The following is a 15,328-nucleotide window of genomic DNA, read 5'->3' as shown; positions in this document are numbered from 1 at the left end:
AAATGACAATTTATCCCGGGTCGCCACCCCCGGGGGAGGGAGCGGCGTCGTGGGTGACTGGACCTTGCGGGAGAGCCTGGCCACCGCGTCGGGGGCCGTGCGCTGGGACCGGTTCGGGGATCCCGGCGGCGAGCCGGTCGTGCTGCTGCACGGGACGCCCTTCTCCTCGTACGTCTGGCACGAGATCGCTCCCGCGTTCGCAGCCGCCGGCCACCACGTGCACGTGTGGGACATGGCGGGCTACGGCACCTCCGATATGCACCCGGACCAGGATGTCTCGCTGGGTGCCCAGGGCCGGATCTTCACCGAGCTGCTCGCGCATTGGGGACTGACGGAGCCGTCCGTCGTCGCGCACGACTTCGGTGGATGCGTGGCCCTGCGCGCCCATCTGCTGCACGGGGCCCGCTACCGGCGGCTCGCGCTGGTCGACGCCGTCGCGCTGGAGCCCTGGGGTTCCCCCTTCTTCCGGCTGGTCGGGGAGCACAGCCACGTCTTCGAGCAGCTCCCGGCCGCGCTGCACGAGGCTCTGGTACGCGAGTACGTCACCTCCGCGAGCCACCTCGGCCTTCGCCCGGCCGCGCTCGACGCTCTGGTCGGCCCCTGGACGGGGGAGCGGGGGCAGGCCGCCTTCTACCGGCAGATCGCACAGGCCGACCAGCGCTACACCGACGAGATCCAGCCGCTGTACCCGGCGCTCGACCTGCCCGTCACGGTCTGCTGGGGAACCGAGGACACCTGGATCCCCTTCGCCAAGGGGCAGGAACTGTCCGGCCTGATTCCCGGTGCCCGGCTGGTGCCCGTACCGGAGGCCGGACACCTCGTCCCGCTGGACGCGCCGGCGCGGCTGACGAGCGAGTTGCTCGCCTTCCTCAGGGCCTGAAGGTCGTCTGGGATCGCAGAACCATCAGGACCGCACAAAGTCCGACGGGGTCATTGCTTCGGTTGTGTTCGAGTCCTAGGGTGTGCCTGCTCAGCAGTTGCTCCGTCACCGTCAGTTGCTCGCGTCCCAACAGAAACAGCCACCGTGGGTGGGCAGTTGGGGACCGTATCTGACGTGCCCTCAGTCCGTGCAGCACCCTGTCGAACCGAGGAAGGCCACGGTCATGCCGCACCCCCTCCCGTCCCCCGCCGACCGGCCCGTCGTCAGCCGTCGTCGTCTGCTCGAAGGGGGCGCCGCCGCCCTCGGCGCGCTCGCCCTGTCCGCGTCGCCCGCCGCGGCGTACGCGGCCGGCCGGCGTCCGGCGGCGGACGGCCCTCCGGAGTGGAACGACGGCCTGGCCGTGTACCGCTTGGGCACCCAGCCGCCGCACACCACGCTCATGCCCTACGCGAACCTCCGGCAGGCCCTGGACGGTGACCGCGAGCGCTCGCCCTACCGGCTGAGCCTCGACGGCACGTGGAAGTTCGCCTACGCGGACCGCCCCGACGACCGGGACCCCGACTTCCACCGCACCGACGTCGACGACTCCGGCTGGGACACCATCCCCGTGCCCTCGGCCTGGCAGCTGCACGGCTACGACTTCCCGATCTACGTCAACATCACCTACCCCTGGTGGGGCCCCAACGGCGGCGGCGAGAACGCCCAGCCGCCGGCGGCTCCCACCCGCTACAACCCCGTCGGCCAGTACCGCCGTACGTTCAGCGTCCCGCGCGACTGGAAGGGCCGGCGCACCTTCCTGCACTTCGAGGGCGTCAAGTCCGCCCACTACGTGTGGATCAACGGCGAGTTGGTGGGCTACCACGAGGACTCCTACACCTCCGCCGAGTACGACATCACCGCCCACCTCAAGCCGGGTACCAACCAGATCGCCGTCGAGGTGTACCGCTACTCCGACGCGGAGTGGCTGGAGGACCAGGACATGATCCGGCTGAGCGGCATCTTCCGCTCGGTCCACCTGTACTCCACGCCGAACGTGCACCTGCGCGACTTCAAGCTCGACACCCCGCTCGGCGACGACTACACCTCCGCCGAACTCAAGGTCACCGCGCACGTGCGCGACTACGGCGGCAAGGGCGCGGGCCGCTACACCGTCGAGACCCAGTTGTACGACGCCCGTGGCCACGCCGTGTGGTCCCGGCCGCTGAACCAGCCCGTCAGCGTCCCGGACGGCGACGAGGCCACCGTCGAGGCGTCCCGAGCCGTCCCGTCGCCGAAACTCTGGTCGGCCGAGCACCCGAACCTCTACACCGCCGTACTGCGGCTGCGCGACCCGGCCGGCAAGGTGGTCGAGACCCTCTCGCACCGGGTCGGCTTCCGCGAGTTCGCGCTCAAGGACGGTCTGATGCGCATCAACGGCCGGCCGGTCTCCTTCCGCGGCATCAACCGGCACGAGATGCACCCGGTCACCGGTTCGGCGATCACCCGTGCGCAGATGATCGAGGACATCGAGATCATCAAGCGGCTCAACATCAACAGCGTCCGCACCTCGCACTACCCCAACAACCCGCTGTGGCTGGAACTCGCGGACGAGTACGGCGTGTACCTCGTCGACGAGACCAACCTCGAGACCCACGGCATCCGCGACAAGTACCCCGGCAGCGGCCGGCCCGAGTGGACCGAGGCGTGCGTGGTCCGCGCCCAGAACATGGTCCACCGGGACAAGAACCACGCCTCGGTGGTCATCTGGTCCCTCGGCAACGAGGCGGGCGGCGGCACCACCTTCAACGCCATGTACGACTGGATCCGCTCCTACGACCCCACCCGCGTCATCCAGTACGAGGGCGACGACCGCCCCGGCATCAGCGACATCCGCTCCGAGATGTACGACAAGCCGCAGCGGGTCGAGCAGCGCGCCAAGGACACGAGCGACACCCGGCCGTACGTGATGATCGAGTACTCCCACGGCATGGGGAACTCCAACGGCAACTTCAAGAAGTACTGGGACATCGTCCGCCGCTACGACGTTCTCCAGGGCGGCTGGATCTGGGACTTCGCCGACCAGGCACTCAGCTGGCCCACGCCGACCCGCAAGCTGCTGACCGAGTCGGGCCCGGGCGCGCTGCGCGGCGAGATCGTGGCGCCCGCCGGCACCTTCGACCGCGCCAAGGGCGTCTCCGGCGGCACCGTCTTCGCCCGCGACCCCCGCCTCGACCTCACCGGCTCCCTCACCCTGGAGGCCTGGGTCACCCCGAACGTCACCGGCGGCCATCAGCCGATCCTCGCCAAGGGCGACACCCACTACGCCCTCAAGCAGACCGACAAGAACCTCGAGTTCTTCATCCACGGCGGCGGCCAGTGGGTCACCGCGAGCTGGGCACTGCCCGACGGCTGGACCGGCAAGGAGCACCACATCGCCGGTGTCTTCGACGCCGACGCGGGCACGCTCACCCTCTACGTCGACGGCCAGGTGCGCGGCACCCGGACCACCACCCGGCGCCCCGGAGGCAACACGGCGTCCCTGACGCTCGCCACCGACGTGGACAACCCGACCCGGGAGTTCAGCGGCACCATCCGCCGGGCCCGCGTGTACGCCCGCGCCCTCAGCGCCGCGGAGCTGGCTTCGGACACCCGCGGCCCGGACGACGAGGGCGTGCGCTTCTGGTTCGACGCCGCCACCGCCGGCCTCACCGAGAAGCGCCCGCGCGACAAGACGTTCTACGCCTACGGCGGGGACTGGGGCGACAACCCCAACGACGGCGCCTTCGCCGGTGACGGCATCATCACCGCCGACCGCGGTCTCACGGGCAAGTCCGCCGAGGTCAAGCAGATCTACCAGGCCATCAACGCCGCTACGGCCTCGGGCGGCCCCGGTGCCGTCAGGCTCACCAACGAGTACTTGTTCACCAACCTCCGGGAGTTCGAAGGCCGTTGGTCCCTCCTCGCCGACGGCAAGATCGTCCAGCGCGGCCGGCTGACCCGCGACCAGCTGAACGTCGCACCGCTGACCAGTAAGGACATCGACGTGCCGGTGCGGCTGCCGGCCGAGCCCGAACCCGGCACCGAGTACTTCCTGCAGCTCTCCTTCACCACCAGGGAACGCACCAAGTGGGCCGAGGCGGGGTTCGAGGTGGCCAAGCAGCAGCTCGCCCTCGACGCGGGCGCCCCGGCCGTGAAGCCGGCGCTGCTGCACAGCGTGCCCGCCCTGCGCCACACCGACGGCGACAAGACCGTCACCGTCAGGGGTAAGGGCTTCTCGGTCACCGTCGACAAGAGCACCGGCACCCTCACGTCCTACGAGGCGGGCGGCGACCGGCTCATCACCTCCGGACCCGTCCCGAACTTCTGGCGTGCGCCCACCGACAACGACCGGGGCAACGGCCACCACACCCGCAACCAGACGTGGCGCGACGCCGGAGCGAAGCGGAAGGTGACGAACGCCCGGGTGCGGCCCCTGGACGACCGGGCCGTCGAGATCACCTTCACCGGGACGCTGCCCACCGCCACGGAGTCCGCGTTCAGCACCACGTACACGGTCTTCGGCAACGGCGAGATCAAGGTCGACAACACCCTGCGTCCGGGTGCGTCGAACCTGCCCTACATCCCCGAGGTCGGCACCCTGCTGTTCCTGCCGCGGCGCCTGGACCGGCTGCACTACTACGGCCGGGGCCCCGAGGAGAACATGTGGGACCGCAACAACGCCACCGACGTCGGCCTGTACTCCGGCACCGTCGCCGGGCAGTGGACCTCCTACCTGCGCCCCCAGGAGAACGGCAACAAGACCGATGTCCGCTGGGCCGCGCTGACGGACGGCAGCGGACGCGGTCTGCTCGTCTCCGGTGAGCCGCTCCTGGAGGTCAACGCCTCGCACTTCACCCCCGAGGACCTGTCGGTCGGGGCCCGCCACGACTATCAGCTCACCCCCCGAGACGCCGTGGTCCTGCGGCTCAACCACCGGCAGACGGGCGTGGGCGGCGACGACAGCTGGGGCGCGCACCCGCACGACGAGTTCAAGCTGTTCGCCGACCGCGACTACGCGTACACCTACCGGTTGCGTCCGCTCGCGCGTGTGAGTCAGGCGATGGAGGCCTCGCGACGGCCGACGGCCACGGAGTAGGCCAGACGGCGTACGGCCGGGCGGCGCTTCCTGCCCCCGGCCGTACGCCGGTGGTTTCTCAGTCGGCGGTGTCGCTGATGCCCAGGCGCAGATGCTCCACGTGGTACACGGCTTGGTCGAGCAGCTCGGCGACATGGTGGTCGTGCAGCGCGTACACCACCGAACGGCCCCGGCGCTCGCCGACGACCAGCCCCAGGTTGCGCAGCAGCCGCAGCTGATGGGAGCAGGCGGACTGCTCCATGCCCACCTCGGCGGCCAGCTCCGTGGCCGGCAGCGGGCCTTCGCGCAGGCGGGCCAGGATCAGCAGCCGGGAGGGCGTGGACAGGGCCTGGAGCGTGGTGGCGACCTTCGCGACGTTGTCCGCGTCCAGGCGTACGCGCTCGGTGGCGTCCTGCGCGGGAATGACGGCTCCATGACCCATGACGTCATCGTACCGGTCTCGCACGAACACATGAATGAATCTTCATCTGTTCCGGTGGGACGGTACGGGCCGGGCACGTCGATGTCGGATTCTCGCCAGCTCCGTGCCGGCCCGGTGCCCGATGCTGGACCCATGCAGATGGGGATGCACACCGACACCGAGCGCTGCGTGCGCGCCGTCCGATCCAAGGACGCGCGGTTCGACGGATGGTTCTTCACGGCCGTCCTGACGACCGGCGTCTACTGCCGTCCCAGCTGCCCGGTGGTGCCGCCCAAGCCGGAGAACATGGTCTTCCACGCGAGCGCGGCGGCCTGTCAGCAGGCCGGGTTCCGGGCCTGCAAGCGCTGCCGGCCCGACACCAGCCCCGGTTCCCCGGAGTGGAACCAGCGCGCCGACCTCGTGGCCCGTGCCGTGCGCCTGATCGCCGACGGAGTCGTGGACCGCGAAGGCGTGCCCGGCCTCGCCGGCCGCCTCGGCTACAGCAGCCGGCAGGTCGAGCGGCAACTGCTCGCCGAACTGGGCGCCGGCCCGCTCGCGCTCGCCCGCGCCCAGCGCGCCCAGACCGCCCGGCTGCTCATCGAGACCACGACGCTGCCGATGGCGCAGATCGCCTTCGCAGCCGGATTCGCCTCGATCCGCACTTTCAACGACACGGTCCGCGAGGTCTTCGCCCTGTCCCCGAGCGAGCTGCGCGCCCGCGCCCCGAAGCGGCAAGGCGCGAGCACGCCCGGGGCGCTGTCCCTGCGGCTGCCGTTCCGCACCCCCCTCAACCCCGACAACCTCTTCGGCCACCTCGCCGCGACGGCCGTGCCCGGCGTGGAGGAGTGGCGGGACGGCTCCTACCGGCGCACGCTGCGGCTGCCGTACGGCCACGGCATCGTGGCTCTCACTCCGAACCCCGACCACATCGCCTGCCGCCTCACCCTCAGCGACCTGCGCGATCTGACCGTCGCCATCAGCCGTTGCCGCCGGCTGCTCGACCTGGACGCCGACCCGGTCGCGATCGACGACCTGCTCCGCACGGACCCGGTCCTCGCACCCCTCGTGGACAAGGCACCGGGCCGGCGCGTCCCGCGCACGGCGGACGAGGCGGAGTTCGCCGTCCGGGCCGTGCTCGGCCAGCAGGTCTCCACCGCCGCCGCCCGCACCCACGCCGCCCGCCTGGTCACCGCGCACGGCGAGCCGGTCGACGACCCCGAGGGCGGCCTCACCCACCTCTTCCCGGCCCCCGAGGGGCTCGCGGCACTGGACCCCGAGACCCTGGCGATGCCCCGCACCCGCCGCACGACCTTCACCACCCTGGTCCACGCCCTCGCCGACGGCGATCTCCGCCTCGGCGCGGACAGCGACTGGCCGCAGATCCGCGAGCGGCTCCTCACGCTGCCCGGCTTCGGCCCCTGGACGGCCGACGTCATCGCCATGCGCGCCCTCGGCGACCCCGACGCCTTCCTGCCCACCGACCTCGGCGTCCGCCGCGCCGCCCGGGAGCTGGGCCTGCCGTCCACGCCCGCCGCGCTCACCGCCCGCGCGGCGGCCTGGCGACCCTGGCGGGCGTACGCGGTCCAGTACCTCTGGGCGACCGACAGCCACCCGATCAACTTCCTTCCGGTTCAGGGACGTCCATGAAGCAGCACACCGTGACCGACAGCCCGTACGGACCCCTCACCCTCGTCGCCGACGACGGGGTCCTGTGCGGCCTCTACATGACCGACCAGCGCCACCGCCCGCCGGAGGAGACCTTCGGCCCTCACGACGACACCCCCTTCGCCGAGACGAAGGAGCAGCTGAAGGCCTACTTCGCCGGCGAGCTCACGGAGTTCACCGTCGAACTGCGCCTGACCGGGACCCCGTTCCAGCGCATGGTCTGGGACCGGCTGCGCCGCATCCCGTACGGCGAGACGCGCACCTACGGCCGGCTCGCCGACGCCCTCGGCGCCCCCAACGCCTCCCGCGCGGTCGGCCTCGCCAACGGCCGCAACCCCGTCGGCATCATCATCCCCTGCCACCGCGTGATCGGCGCGAACGGCGGCCTCACGGGATACGGCGGCGGGCTTGAGCGCAAGCAGCGCCTGCTGGACTTCGAGCGGGGAGCCGCCCTCTTCCCGGCCCCTCTCTGATCAAATTTGACTAGACTGGGTCTCATGCCGGAGAAGACGATCCCGATCCTGCCGTGCCGGACCCTCCAGCCCGTCGTCGACTTCTACACCGCCCTCGGCTTCGAGGTGACGTACGAACAGCGCAGCCCCAACCCGTACGCCGTCGTCGTACGCGGCGGCATCGAGCTGCAGTTCTTCGCGATGAAGCACTACGAGCCCACCGGCTCGATCAGCACCTGCTACGTCCTGACCGACGATGTCGACGGCCTCTACGAGGCGTTCCGAGCCGGGCTCAAGGCGGCGTACGGCAGGATCCCGACCCGGGGGCTGCCGCGGGTCGGGCCGGTGAAGGACATGTCGTACGGCGTGCGGCAGTTCCTCCTGACCGATCCGGGCGGCAACTGCGTCCGGGTAGGGCAGCGCACGAGCGAGGAGCGCCGCCACGGACCCGCCCCCGAGGAGACGTTCGCGCGGGCCCTGCACCACGCGTCCCTCCTGGCGGACTCCAAGGGGGACGCGGCGGGCGCCGCCAAGGTCGTCGACCGGGTGCTGCGCCTGACCGGCGAGACGCCGACGCGCGTCCAGCTGCTGCAGCTCCTCGTCCTGCGCGCGGACGTCGCCGGACGGCTCGGTGACGAGGAGGCGGCGGCGACCGCCCTCGCCCGGGCCGCCGCGCTCGACCTCACCGGCGCCGAACGCGAGCCGGCCCGGGACGCCCTCACCCGCCTGGAGGACCTGCGGGCCGCTCCTCGGACATGAGACCGCGCAGCAGCTCGGGCAGAGCCGTGCCGATGGGATCGCGGACGATCTCGTCGGCACGGTCGTCGTACGGCGTCGGTTCGGCGTTGATGATGATCAGCCGGGCGCCGTGGTCGGCGGCGACACCGGCGAGCCCCGCGGCGGGCTGTACCTGGAGGCTCGTGCCGACGGCGACGAAGACCTGGCAGGCCTTGCTGATGGCGACCGCCTCGCCGAGGACGACGGGGTCGAGCGGCTCACCGAACATCACCGTCGCCGGCTTGAGGATCCCGCCGCACTCCGGACACGGCGGATCCTGCTCACCGGCCTCGACGCGGGCGAGCGCGTCCGTCATCGAACCCCGGGCATGGCAGCCGGTGCACACGACAGTCCGCGCCGTGCCGTGCAGTTCGAGAACCTTGCGGGCGGGCATCCCGGCGAGCTGGTGCAGCCCGTCCACGTTCTGCGTGATCACCCGAACCGGCACCCCCGACCGCTCCAGCTCCGCCACCGCCCGGTGCGCGGCGTTGGGTTCCGCCTGAAGCGTCCGGTTCTTCTGCCGCATCCGCCACGAACGGCGGCGGATCTCCGGATCACCCATGTAGTACGAGTACGTGACGAGCTTCTCCGCCTCCGGATCCCGCCGCCACAGCCCGTTCGGCCCGCGGTAGTCGGGAATCCCGGAGTCCGTGCTGATACCGGCACCGGTGAGCAGGGCGACGAGCGGCTTGGCCATGTGACCGAGGGTAGGCCGGGCCCTGCGGCGGCGGCGAGCGGATATCGAACGGGACGCGGAGGGTCGAAACGGTGGGCGGTCAGCCGACCCGGTGCCCGTTCTCCAGTTCCGCCGTGCCCGAGCCCTCGGCCAGGACGTCCAGGGCGGTCAGGACGCGGCGGCCGAGGGCGCCCGGCAGGTGGGCGGGCAGTTCCTCGCGGGGGACCAGCCGCCAGGACAGCAGCTCCTCCTCCTGCAGGCGGATCGCCTTGAAGTCGTCCTCACCGAGCACCCCGCCGTCGTACAGGTACGCCACCAGCGGCGGACGGCCCGTGCCGTGCACCCAGTCCACCGCCAGCAGCCGGCCGAGCTCCCGGTCCAGGCCGATCTCCTCGGCCGTCTCGCGCCGCGCTCCCTGCCGCGGGGTCTCACCGTCGTCGGACTCGACGGTGCCGCCGGGCAGCGCCCAGCCCTCCCGGTAGTTGGGCTCGACCAGCAGCACACGGCCCTCGTCGTCCCGGAACAGCGTGGCGGCGCCGGCCAGTACGCGGGGCAGGGACGCGATGTAGGCGGCGAAGTCAGAAGAGGTACTCATCGAGGCAGGGTAACCAGCCCGACCCGCATCGTCCGCACGGGAAGACGTAGCCGGACTTGCAGTCGAGGCAGGGGCTGCCGGAGGACGAGCCCGTCTTCGCGGTCACCGGTGCGCAGGCGAAGCCTGGACGGAACCAGCCTGGGGGCAAGCGCTTCCAAGCGGAGCAGGACAGGGGCCCGAGGAGCGACAGCCGGTGCTGAGCCGACGCGCGGCCGTGAGCGGCGAAGCGGAGGACGCGGCCGGCCGGGCCGGCCCGCCCCGGCAATGGCCGGTTCGCACGGGTCAGGCGTCCCGCTCCGCCAGCCGCAGCGTCCGCTCCGCCAGTTCGCTGATCCGTACCCCGTCGAAGCCGAACACCGCGCTGCGCACCGTGTCCTCCAGCGGGACCGTCCACTGCGCGGGGATGGCCGCCGCCCCGCCCAGCACACCCGCCACCGAACCCGCCGTCGCGCCGTTGGAGTCGGTGTCGAGGCCGCCGCGGACGGTCAGGGTGATGGTGCGGGTGAAGTCGCCGTCGCCGTAGAGCAGACCGGCGGTCAGGACGGCCGCGTTCGGGACGGTGTGGATCCAGCCCATTCCGAGGGTCTCCTCGGCGACCGTGCCGAGGGTGTCCTCCCACGACATCCGGGTGTCGTGCAGCGAGACCACCCGGCGGACCGTGCGGGCGAGGCGGCTGCTCGCCGGGATCACGGCCAGGGCCTCGTCGACGGCGTGCCGCACGGTGGGCGCGGTGAACGCCGCCGCGATCAGTGCCGCCGCCCACATCGCCCCGTAGACACCGTTGCCGGTGTGCGACAGCACCGCGTCCCGCCGGGCCAGCGAGGCGGCCCTGCGCGGCACGCCCGGGCAGGTCCAGCCGAAGACGTCGGCCCGGATGAGGGCGCCGATCCACTCCTGGTAGGGGTTGTCGTACGTGGCGGTCAGCGGGGGCTTCAGCCCGTTGGCGAGGTTGCGGTAGGCGGCCCGCTCGGCGGTGAACGTCTGCAGATACGGCAGCCGCAGCAGCCACAGGTCGCCCACCTGCTCCGTGCTGAAGCCGAAGCCGTGCGTCTCCAGCAGGTCGAGGCCGAGGATCGCGTAGTCGACGTCGTCGTCACGGCAGCTGCCGTGGATGCGGCCGCGTACGCACTGGCGCCATTCGGGGCGCAGCTCGAAGCCGTCGCTGTCGGTGATCGGCTCGGGGAGGTAGTCGGTCAGGGGCAGGGCGGCGGCCTGCCGCAGATAGTGGTCGATGCGGTCGCGGGTCCAGACCTCGCCCTGTTCGACCGGCTTGCCGAGCATGTTGCCCGCGATGCGGCCCTGCCAGCCGCCGAGAATGCGGTCGGCGAGGTGTGTCTCGGTGCGCGCGAGGGTCATGGTTACGGTCTACCCGTTTCGGCGGGACGTCCCGGGTGGCGGCTGCGACGTGTTTCGCGGCTGCGGGCGTGTCGTGGCCGGTCGCGCGGTTCCCGGCGCCCTGAGGGCATCGGTCCACGGCGTGGTGCTGACGGCGGGCGTGTCCTCCGGCTAAGGTCGCAGCGGCGCGACTGGCCTTGACGTGCGTGAGGGCCCGAAGAACAAGGGGAGTGCAAGTGGCGGACGCTGCAGTGAGCGATACCCGGAGGACCCAGCGGGTGCTCGTCGCCGCGGACAAGTTCAAAGGGTCGCTGACGGCCGTGGAGGTCGCCGAGCGGGTCATGGCCGGGTTGCGCCGGGTCGTGCCGGACCTCGAGGTCGAGGCGCTGCCCGTGGCCGACGGCGGCGACGGGACCGTGGCCGCGGCGGTCGCGGCCGGGTTCGAACGCCGGGAGGTACGGGTCGCCGGCCCCCTCGGGGACGAGGTGACGGCGGCGTTCGCGCTGCGCGACGGCACGGCGGTGGTGGAGATGGCCGAGGCGAGCGGGCTGCAGCGGCTGCCCGCGGGGGTCTTCGCCCCGCTGACGGCGTCCACGTACGGCTCGGGCGAGCTGCTGCGGGCCGCGCTGGACGCGGGCGCCCGCACGATCGTCTTCGGGGTCGGCGGCAGCGCCACCACGGACGGCGGCGCCGGGACGCTGTCGGCGCTGGGCGCCCGGTTCCTGGACGCGGACGGGGAGCCGGTGCCCCCGGGCGGCGGCGGCCTCGCCGAGCTGGCCTCGGCGGACCTGTCGGGCCTCGACCCGCGCCTCGCCGACGTCGACGTGGTGCTCGCGAGCGACGTCGACAACCCGCTGACCGGCCCGAAGGGCGCGCCCGCGGTCTACGGTCCGCAGAAGGGCGCCTCGCCGGACGACGTGGAGCTGCTGGACGCCGCCCTCGCGCACTTCGCGAAGGTGCTGGAGGGACCGGCCGGTCCGAAGGCCGCCGAGTACGCGGCGTCGCCGGGTGCGGGCGCCGCGGGCGGCATCGGCTACGGCGCCCTGCTGGTGGGCGCCCGCTTCCGCCCCGGCATCGAGGTCATGCTCGACGTGCTGGGCTTCGCCGCCGCTGTGGACCGCGCCGACCTGGTCATCACCGGCGAGGGCTCCCTCGACGAGCAGACTCTGCACGGCAAGGCGCCGGCGGGCGTCGCCGCGGCGGCCCGGGCCGCCGGCAAGGAGGTCATCGCGGTCTGCGGCCGCCTGGTCCTGCCGGCCGAGGCCCTGGGCCGGGCCGGCATCCGGCGGGCGTACCCCCTGACGGACGCGGAGCCGGACGTGGCGAAATGCGTCGCCGAGGCCGGGCCGATCCTGGAACGGGTCGCCGAGCGGATCGGGCGGGACTTCCTGACCTGAACCGTCGGGGCAGGGGGATCAGGTCACCGCCCGGCTCCCTGACGTAGCTGCCGCTGGCGAGGCCCTGCAGCTCGCCGGTCTTGAACCGGCAGGCCCTGGAACGCGAAACGGGTGTGGCCCGAGCCTCGAAGGCTCGGGCCACACCCGTCAGCGGCTGGACTGGATCACGGCAGCTGCGCCGCCCGCGCTTCCCGTCGGTTGTCGCGGAAGTTGTTCACGCGCCGGGCCGTCGCGAACAGCGGAATCACCGCCCCCATGACCAGCTGCAACGCGCATCCCGTCTGCAGCAGCAGCTGTCCGCTCGGCGCGTCGAACGCCCAGGCCGCCAGCAGACCCATGCTCAGCACGATCCACGACAGCATCGCCACGGCGAGCCGGCCCCGCGGCTTGGGGTACTCCACGCGGCTCACCATCAGCCACGCCGTCCCCAGGATCGCCAGCAGCGTCGCCACGAAGGGGAGCTCCAGCAACACGATGGACACGACCGTCAGCGCGCCGAACGGCGACGGCATGCCCTGGAACGTGCCGTCCTTGACCGTGACGCACGAGAACCGCGCAAGCCGCAGCACCACCGCCAACAGCACAACGATCGCGCCCACCGCCGCGACCCGCTCATGCGCGTCCCTCGCGACCATGCCGTACACGAGCACGAAGTAGGCGGGCGCCAGGCCGAAGCTGATCAGATCGGAGAGATTGTCCAGCTCCGCACCCATCGGCGACGACCGCAGCTTGCGGGCGACGAGGCCGTCGAACAGGTCGAAGACAGCCGCGCACAGCATCAGTATCACGGCCGTGGCCGCGCTGTTGCGGGCCATACCCGCATCGTCGCCCGAGAGGTGCGGGATGAGGATGCCGGTGGTGGTGAAGTACACCGCCATGAAGCCGCACGTCGCGTTACCGAGCGTGAGCGTGTCCGCTATCGACAGCCGGAGAGACAGCGGCAGTTCCTCCGCGTCGTCGTCCTCGTCCTCGGCGACCCAGTTCGTGGCCTGTGTGTCGGGATCAATCACGGTCAATTCGAGTCACCCCCGCAGTCGTGGTCTGACCGACCTCGACAGCGACGTCGACACCTTCCGGAAGGTAGATGTCAACGCGCGATCCGAAGCGGATCAGACCGATGCGGTCGCCCTGCTCGACCTTGGTGCCCTGCGGGACGTACGGGACGATCCGCCGGGCGACCGCGCCGGCGATCTGGATCATCTCGATGTCGCCGAGCTCGGTGTCGAAGTGCCAGACGACACGCTCGTTGTTCTCGCTCTCCTTGTTGAAGGCGGGAACGAAGCCACCGGGCACGTGCTCGACGGACGTCACCGTGCCGGCCAGCGGCGCGCGGTTGACGTGTACGTTGAGCGGGCTCATGAAGATGGCGACGCGCGTGCGGCCGTCCTTCCACGGCATGATGCTCTGCACCACACCGTCGGCGGGCGAGATGACCCGGCCCTGGGCGATCTCGCGCTCCGGGTCGCGGAAGAACCACAGCATTCCCGCCGCGAGCGCGGTGGCGGGAACAGCGACGGCCTTGGCGGCGCCGGAGCGGCGCGCCCGGGCCAGGCTGAGGGCTGCGGTGGCGACGGTCGGAAGGAGCCACGGCGATGCTCCGCGCGCGAGGCGTACGCCGGCCCGGCTGACGCGAGGTGCAGAGGTTTGGCTGTGGGGCATGGATGACCTTCGTAGCGGATGATGCCGCACTCTGACGGGGGACGGCGGCTTTCCGGCGATCGTAGCGGCTCGCAGCCCTAACTGGGTAAGCCAGGCAGTCGAGTCGGCGGCTGAACGGCGCTGACGGGGTGTGATCTTCTTCTCCAAGAAAACACCCCGTATCCGGACATCTAGCCCTGGAATCGATACTCCTCGAGCAGCCGCCTGCCGATGATCATTTTCTGGATCTCGGCGGTACCTTCACCGATCAGCAGCATCGGCGCCTCGCGGTAGAGGCGTTCGATCTCGTACTCCTTGGAGAAGCCGTAGCCGCCGTGGATCCGGAAGGAGTCCTCTACGACCTCCTTGCAGTACTCGGAGGCGAGGTACTTCGCCATCCCAGCCTCAAGGTCGTTTCGCTCCCCGGAGTCCTTTTTGCGTGCTGCGTTCACCATCATCGCATGGGCGGCCTCGACCTTGGTAGCCATCTCGGCCAGCTTGAACTGGATCGCCTGGTGCTGGGCGATCGGCTTGCCGAAGGTGTGACGCTGCTGCGCGTACCGGACACCCAGTTCGAACGCACGCTGAGCGACCCCGCAGCCACGCGCCGCCACGTTGACCCGGCCGACCTCCACTCCGTCCATCATCTGATAGAAACCACGGCCGGTGACCCCGCCGAGCACACGATCCGCAGGAATCCGCAGGCCATCCATGATGAGTTCGGTGGTGTCGACACCCTTGTAACCCATCTTGTCGATCTTGCCGGGGATCGTGAGGCCGGGCCGGACCTCGCCGAAGCCGGGTTCCTTCTCGACCAGGAAGGTCGTCATCGACTTGTGGGGCGCGGTGCCCTCGGAGTGACCTTCGTCACTTCGAACCAGCACGGCCACCAGAGACGACGTTCCGCCGTTCGTCAGCCACATCTTCTGGCCGTTCAGGACGTACTCGTCGCCGTCCCGCACCGCCTTCGACGTGATCGCCGACACGTCCGAGCCGAGGCCCGGCTCCGACATCGAGAACGCGCCCCGGATGTCGCCGGCCGCCATCCTCGGCAGGAAGTGGTCCTTCTGCTCCTGCGTGCCGTGCTGCTTGAGCATGTACGCCACGATGAAGTGCGTGTTGATGATGCCGGACACCGACATCCACCCGCGGGCGATCTCCTCCACGCACAGCGCGTAGGTCAGGAGCGACTCGCCCAGACCCCCGTACTCCTCGGGGATCATCAGGCCGAACAGGCCCAACTCCTTCAGACCGTCGACGATCTGCTGCGGATACTCGTCGCGGTGCTCCAGCTCGGTCGCGACCGGGAGGATCTCCTTGTCCACGAAGTCCCGGACGGTGGACAGGATCTCTTGCTGGACGTCCGTCAGACCGGCGGTCCGGGCGAGTCGCGCCATGG

Annotated in this window: 13 protein-coding genes; 6 read left to right on the top strand and 7 right to left on the bottom strand. The window is 71.2% G+C overall.

What is annotated here, in order from left to right:
- Positions 1 to 49 precede the first annotated feature (49 nt).
- Both ACWD1U_RS00370 and ACWD1U_RS00365 read left to right on the top strand, forming a co-directional pair.
- Positions 50 to 880: an alpha/beta fold hydrolase gene (locus tag ACWD1U_RS00370; protein ID WP_451103440.1), complete on the top strand. Its 831-nt coding sequence runs from the start codon at positions 50 to 52 to the stop codon at positions 878 to 880.
- Between the two features lie 223 nt (positions 881 to 1,103).
- Complete coding sequence (locus ACWD1U_RS00365) at positions 1,104 to 4,994, top strand: glycoside hydrolase family 2 TIM barrel-domain containing protein (protein ID WP_451103439.1); 3,891 nt, start codon at positions 1,104 to 1,106, stop codon at positions 4,992 to 4,994.
- Positions 4,995 to 5,052: 58 nt separating this feature from the next.
- Here the strand turns inward: ACWD1U_RS00365 and ACWD1U_RS00360 are convergent, their stop codons facing one another.
- Positions 5,053 to 5,415 (bottom strand): ArsR/SmtB family transcription factor, encoded by a 363-nt coding sequence (locus ACWD1U_RS00360; RefSeq protein ID WP_451103438.1) that lies wholly within the window; start codon positions 5,413 to 5,415, stop codon positions 5,053 to 5,055.
- 144 nt (positions 5,416 to 5,559) lie between these two features.
- On the opposite strand from ACWD1U_RS00360, the gene ACWD1U_RS00355 reads away from it, so the two are divergent.
- From ACWD1U_RS00355 to ACWD1U_RS00345, 3 genes are read left to right on the top strand one after another with little or no spacing between them, the layout of a single operon-like run.
- Complete coding sequence (locus tag ACWD1U_RS00355) at positions 5,560 to 7,041, top strand: AlkA N-terminal domain-containing protein (protein WP_451103949.1); 1,482 nt, start codon at positions 5,560 to 5,562, stop codon at positions 7,039 to 7,041.
- Entirely contained in the window at positions 7,038 to 7,532 is a 495-nt protein-coding gene (locus ACWD1U_RS00350; RefSeq protein ID WP_451103437.1) for a methylated-DNA--[protein]-cysteine S-methyltransferase, read from the top strand. Before ACWD1U_RS00355 ends, ACWD1U_RS00350 begins: the two co-directional genes overlap by 4 nt.
- 24 nt (positions 7,533 to 7,556) lie before the next feature.
- Positions 7,557 to 8,270 carry a bleomycin resistance protein gene (locus ACWD1U_RS00345; protein ID WP_451103436.1) on the top strand — a complete coding sequence of 238 codons (714 nt, stop codon included), beginning with the start codon at positions 7,557 to 7,559 and terminating at the stop codon, positions 8,268 to 8,270.
- Here the strand turns inward: ACWD1U_RS00345 and ACWD1U_RS00340 are convergent.
- The 3 genes from ACWD1U_RS00340 to ACWD1U_RS00330 form a co-directional block, all read right to left on the bottom strand.
- On the bottom strand, positions 8,230 to 8,985 hold the full coding sequence (locus ACWD1U_RS00340; protein ID WP_451103435.1) for an SIR2 family NAD-dependent protein deacylase: 756 nt from the start codon (positions 8,983 to 8,985) through the stop codon (positions 8,230 to 8,232). The genes ACWD1U_RS00345 and ACWD1U_RS00340 overlap by 41 nt on opposite strands.
- A gap of 79 nt (positions 8,986 to 9,064) precedes the next feature.
- A complete protein-coding gene (locus ACWD1U_RS00335) occupies positions 9,065 to 9,559 on the bottom strand; it encodes an NUDIX domain-containing protein (RefSeq protein ID WP_451103434.1) in 495 nt (164 codons plus the stop codon).
- A gap of 282 nt (positions 9,560 to 9,841) precedes the next feature.
- Positions 9,842 to 10,915 (bottom strand): ADP-ribosylglycohydrolase family protein, encoded by a 1,074-nt coding sequence (locus ACWD1U_RS00330; protein WP_451103433.1) that lies wholly within the window; start codon positions 10,913 to 10,915, stop codon positions 9,842 to 9,844.
- 257 nt (positions 10,916 to 11,172) lie between these two features.
- Here ACWD1U_RS00330 and ACWD1U_RS00325 point away from each other — a divergent pair, with 257 nt between their 5' ends.
- Positions 11,173 to 12,291 carry a glycerate kinase family protein gene (locus ACWD1U_RS00325; RefSeq protein WP_451103948.1) on the top strand — a complete coding sequence of 373 codons (1,119 nt, stop codon included), beginning with the start codon at positions 11,173 to 11,175 and terminating at the stop codon, positions 12,289 to 12,291.
- Between the two features lie 164 nt (positions 12,292 to 12,455).
- On the opposite strand, the gene pssA is transcribed toward ACWD1U_RS00325, so the two are convergent.
- The 3 genes from pssA to ACWD1U_RS00310 form a co-directional block, all read right to left on the bottom strand.
- A complete protein-coding gene (pssA, locus tag ACWD1U_RS00320; protein ID WP_451103432.1) occupies positions 12,456 to 13,307 on the bottom strand; it encodes a CDP-diacylglycerol--serine O-phosphatidyltransferase in 852 nt (283 codons plus the stop codon).
- Positions 13,294 to 13,950 (bottom strand): phosphatidylserine decarboxylase, encoded by a 657-nt coding sequence (locus tag ACWD1U_RS00315; protein WP_451103947.1) that lies wholly within the window; start codon positions 13,948 to 13,950, stop codon positions 13,294 to 13,296. Before ACWD1U_RS00315 ends, pssA begins: the two co-directional genes overlap by 14 nt.
- 170 nt (positions 13,951 to 14,120) lie before the next feature.
- Positions 14,121 to 15,326, bottom strand: coding sequence for an acyl-CoA dehydrogenase family protein (locus ACWD1U_RS00310; protein WP_451103431.1), 1,206 nt, complete (start codon positions 15,324 to 15,326; stop codon positions 14,121 to 14,123).
- Positions 15,327 to 15,328 lie beyond the last annotated feature (2 nt).

The sequence above is a fragment of the Streptomyces sp. NPDC002788 genome (assembly GCF_053592115.1).
This window is presented reverse-complemented; position numbering and strand designations above follow the sequence as displayed.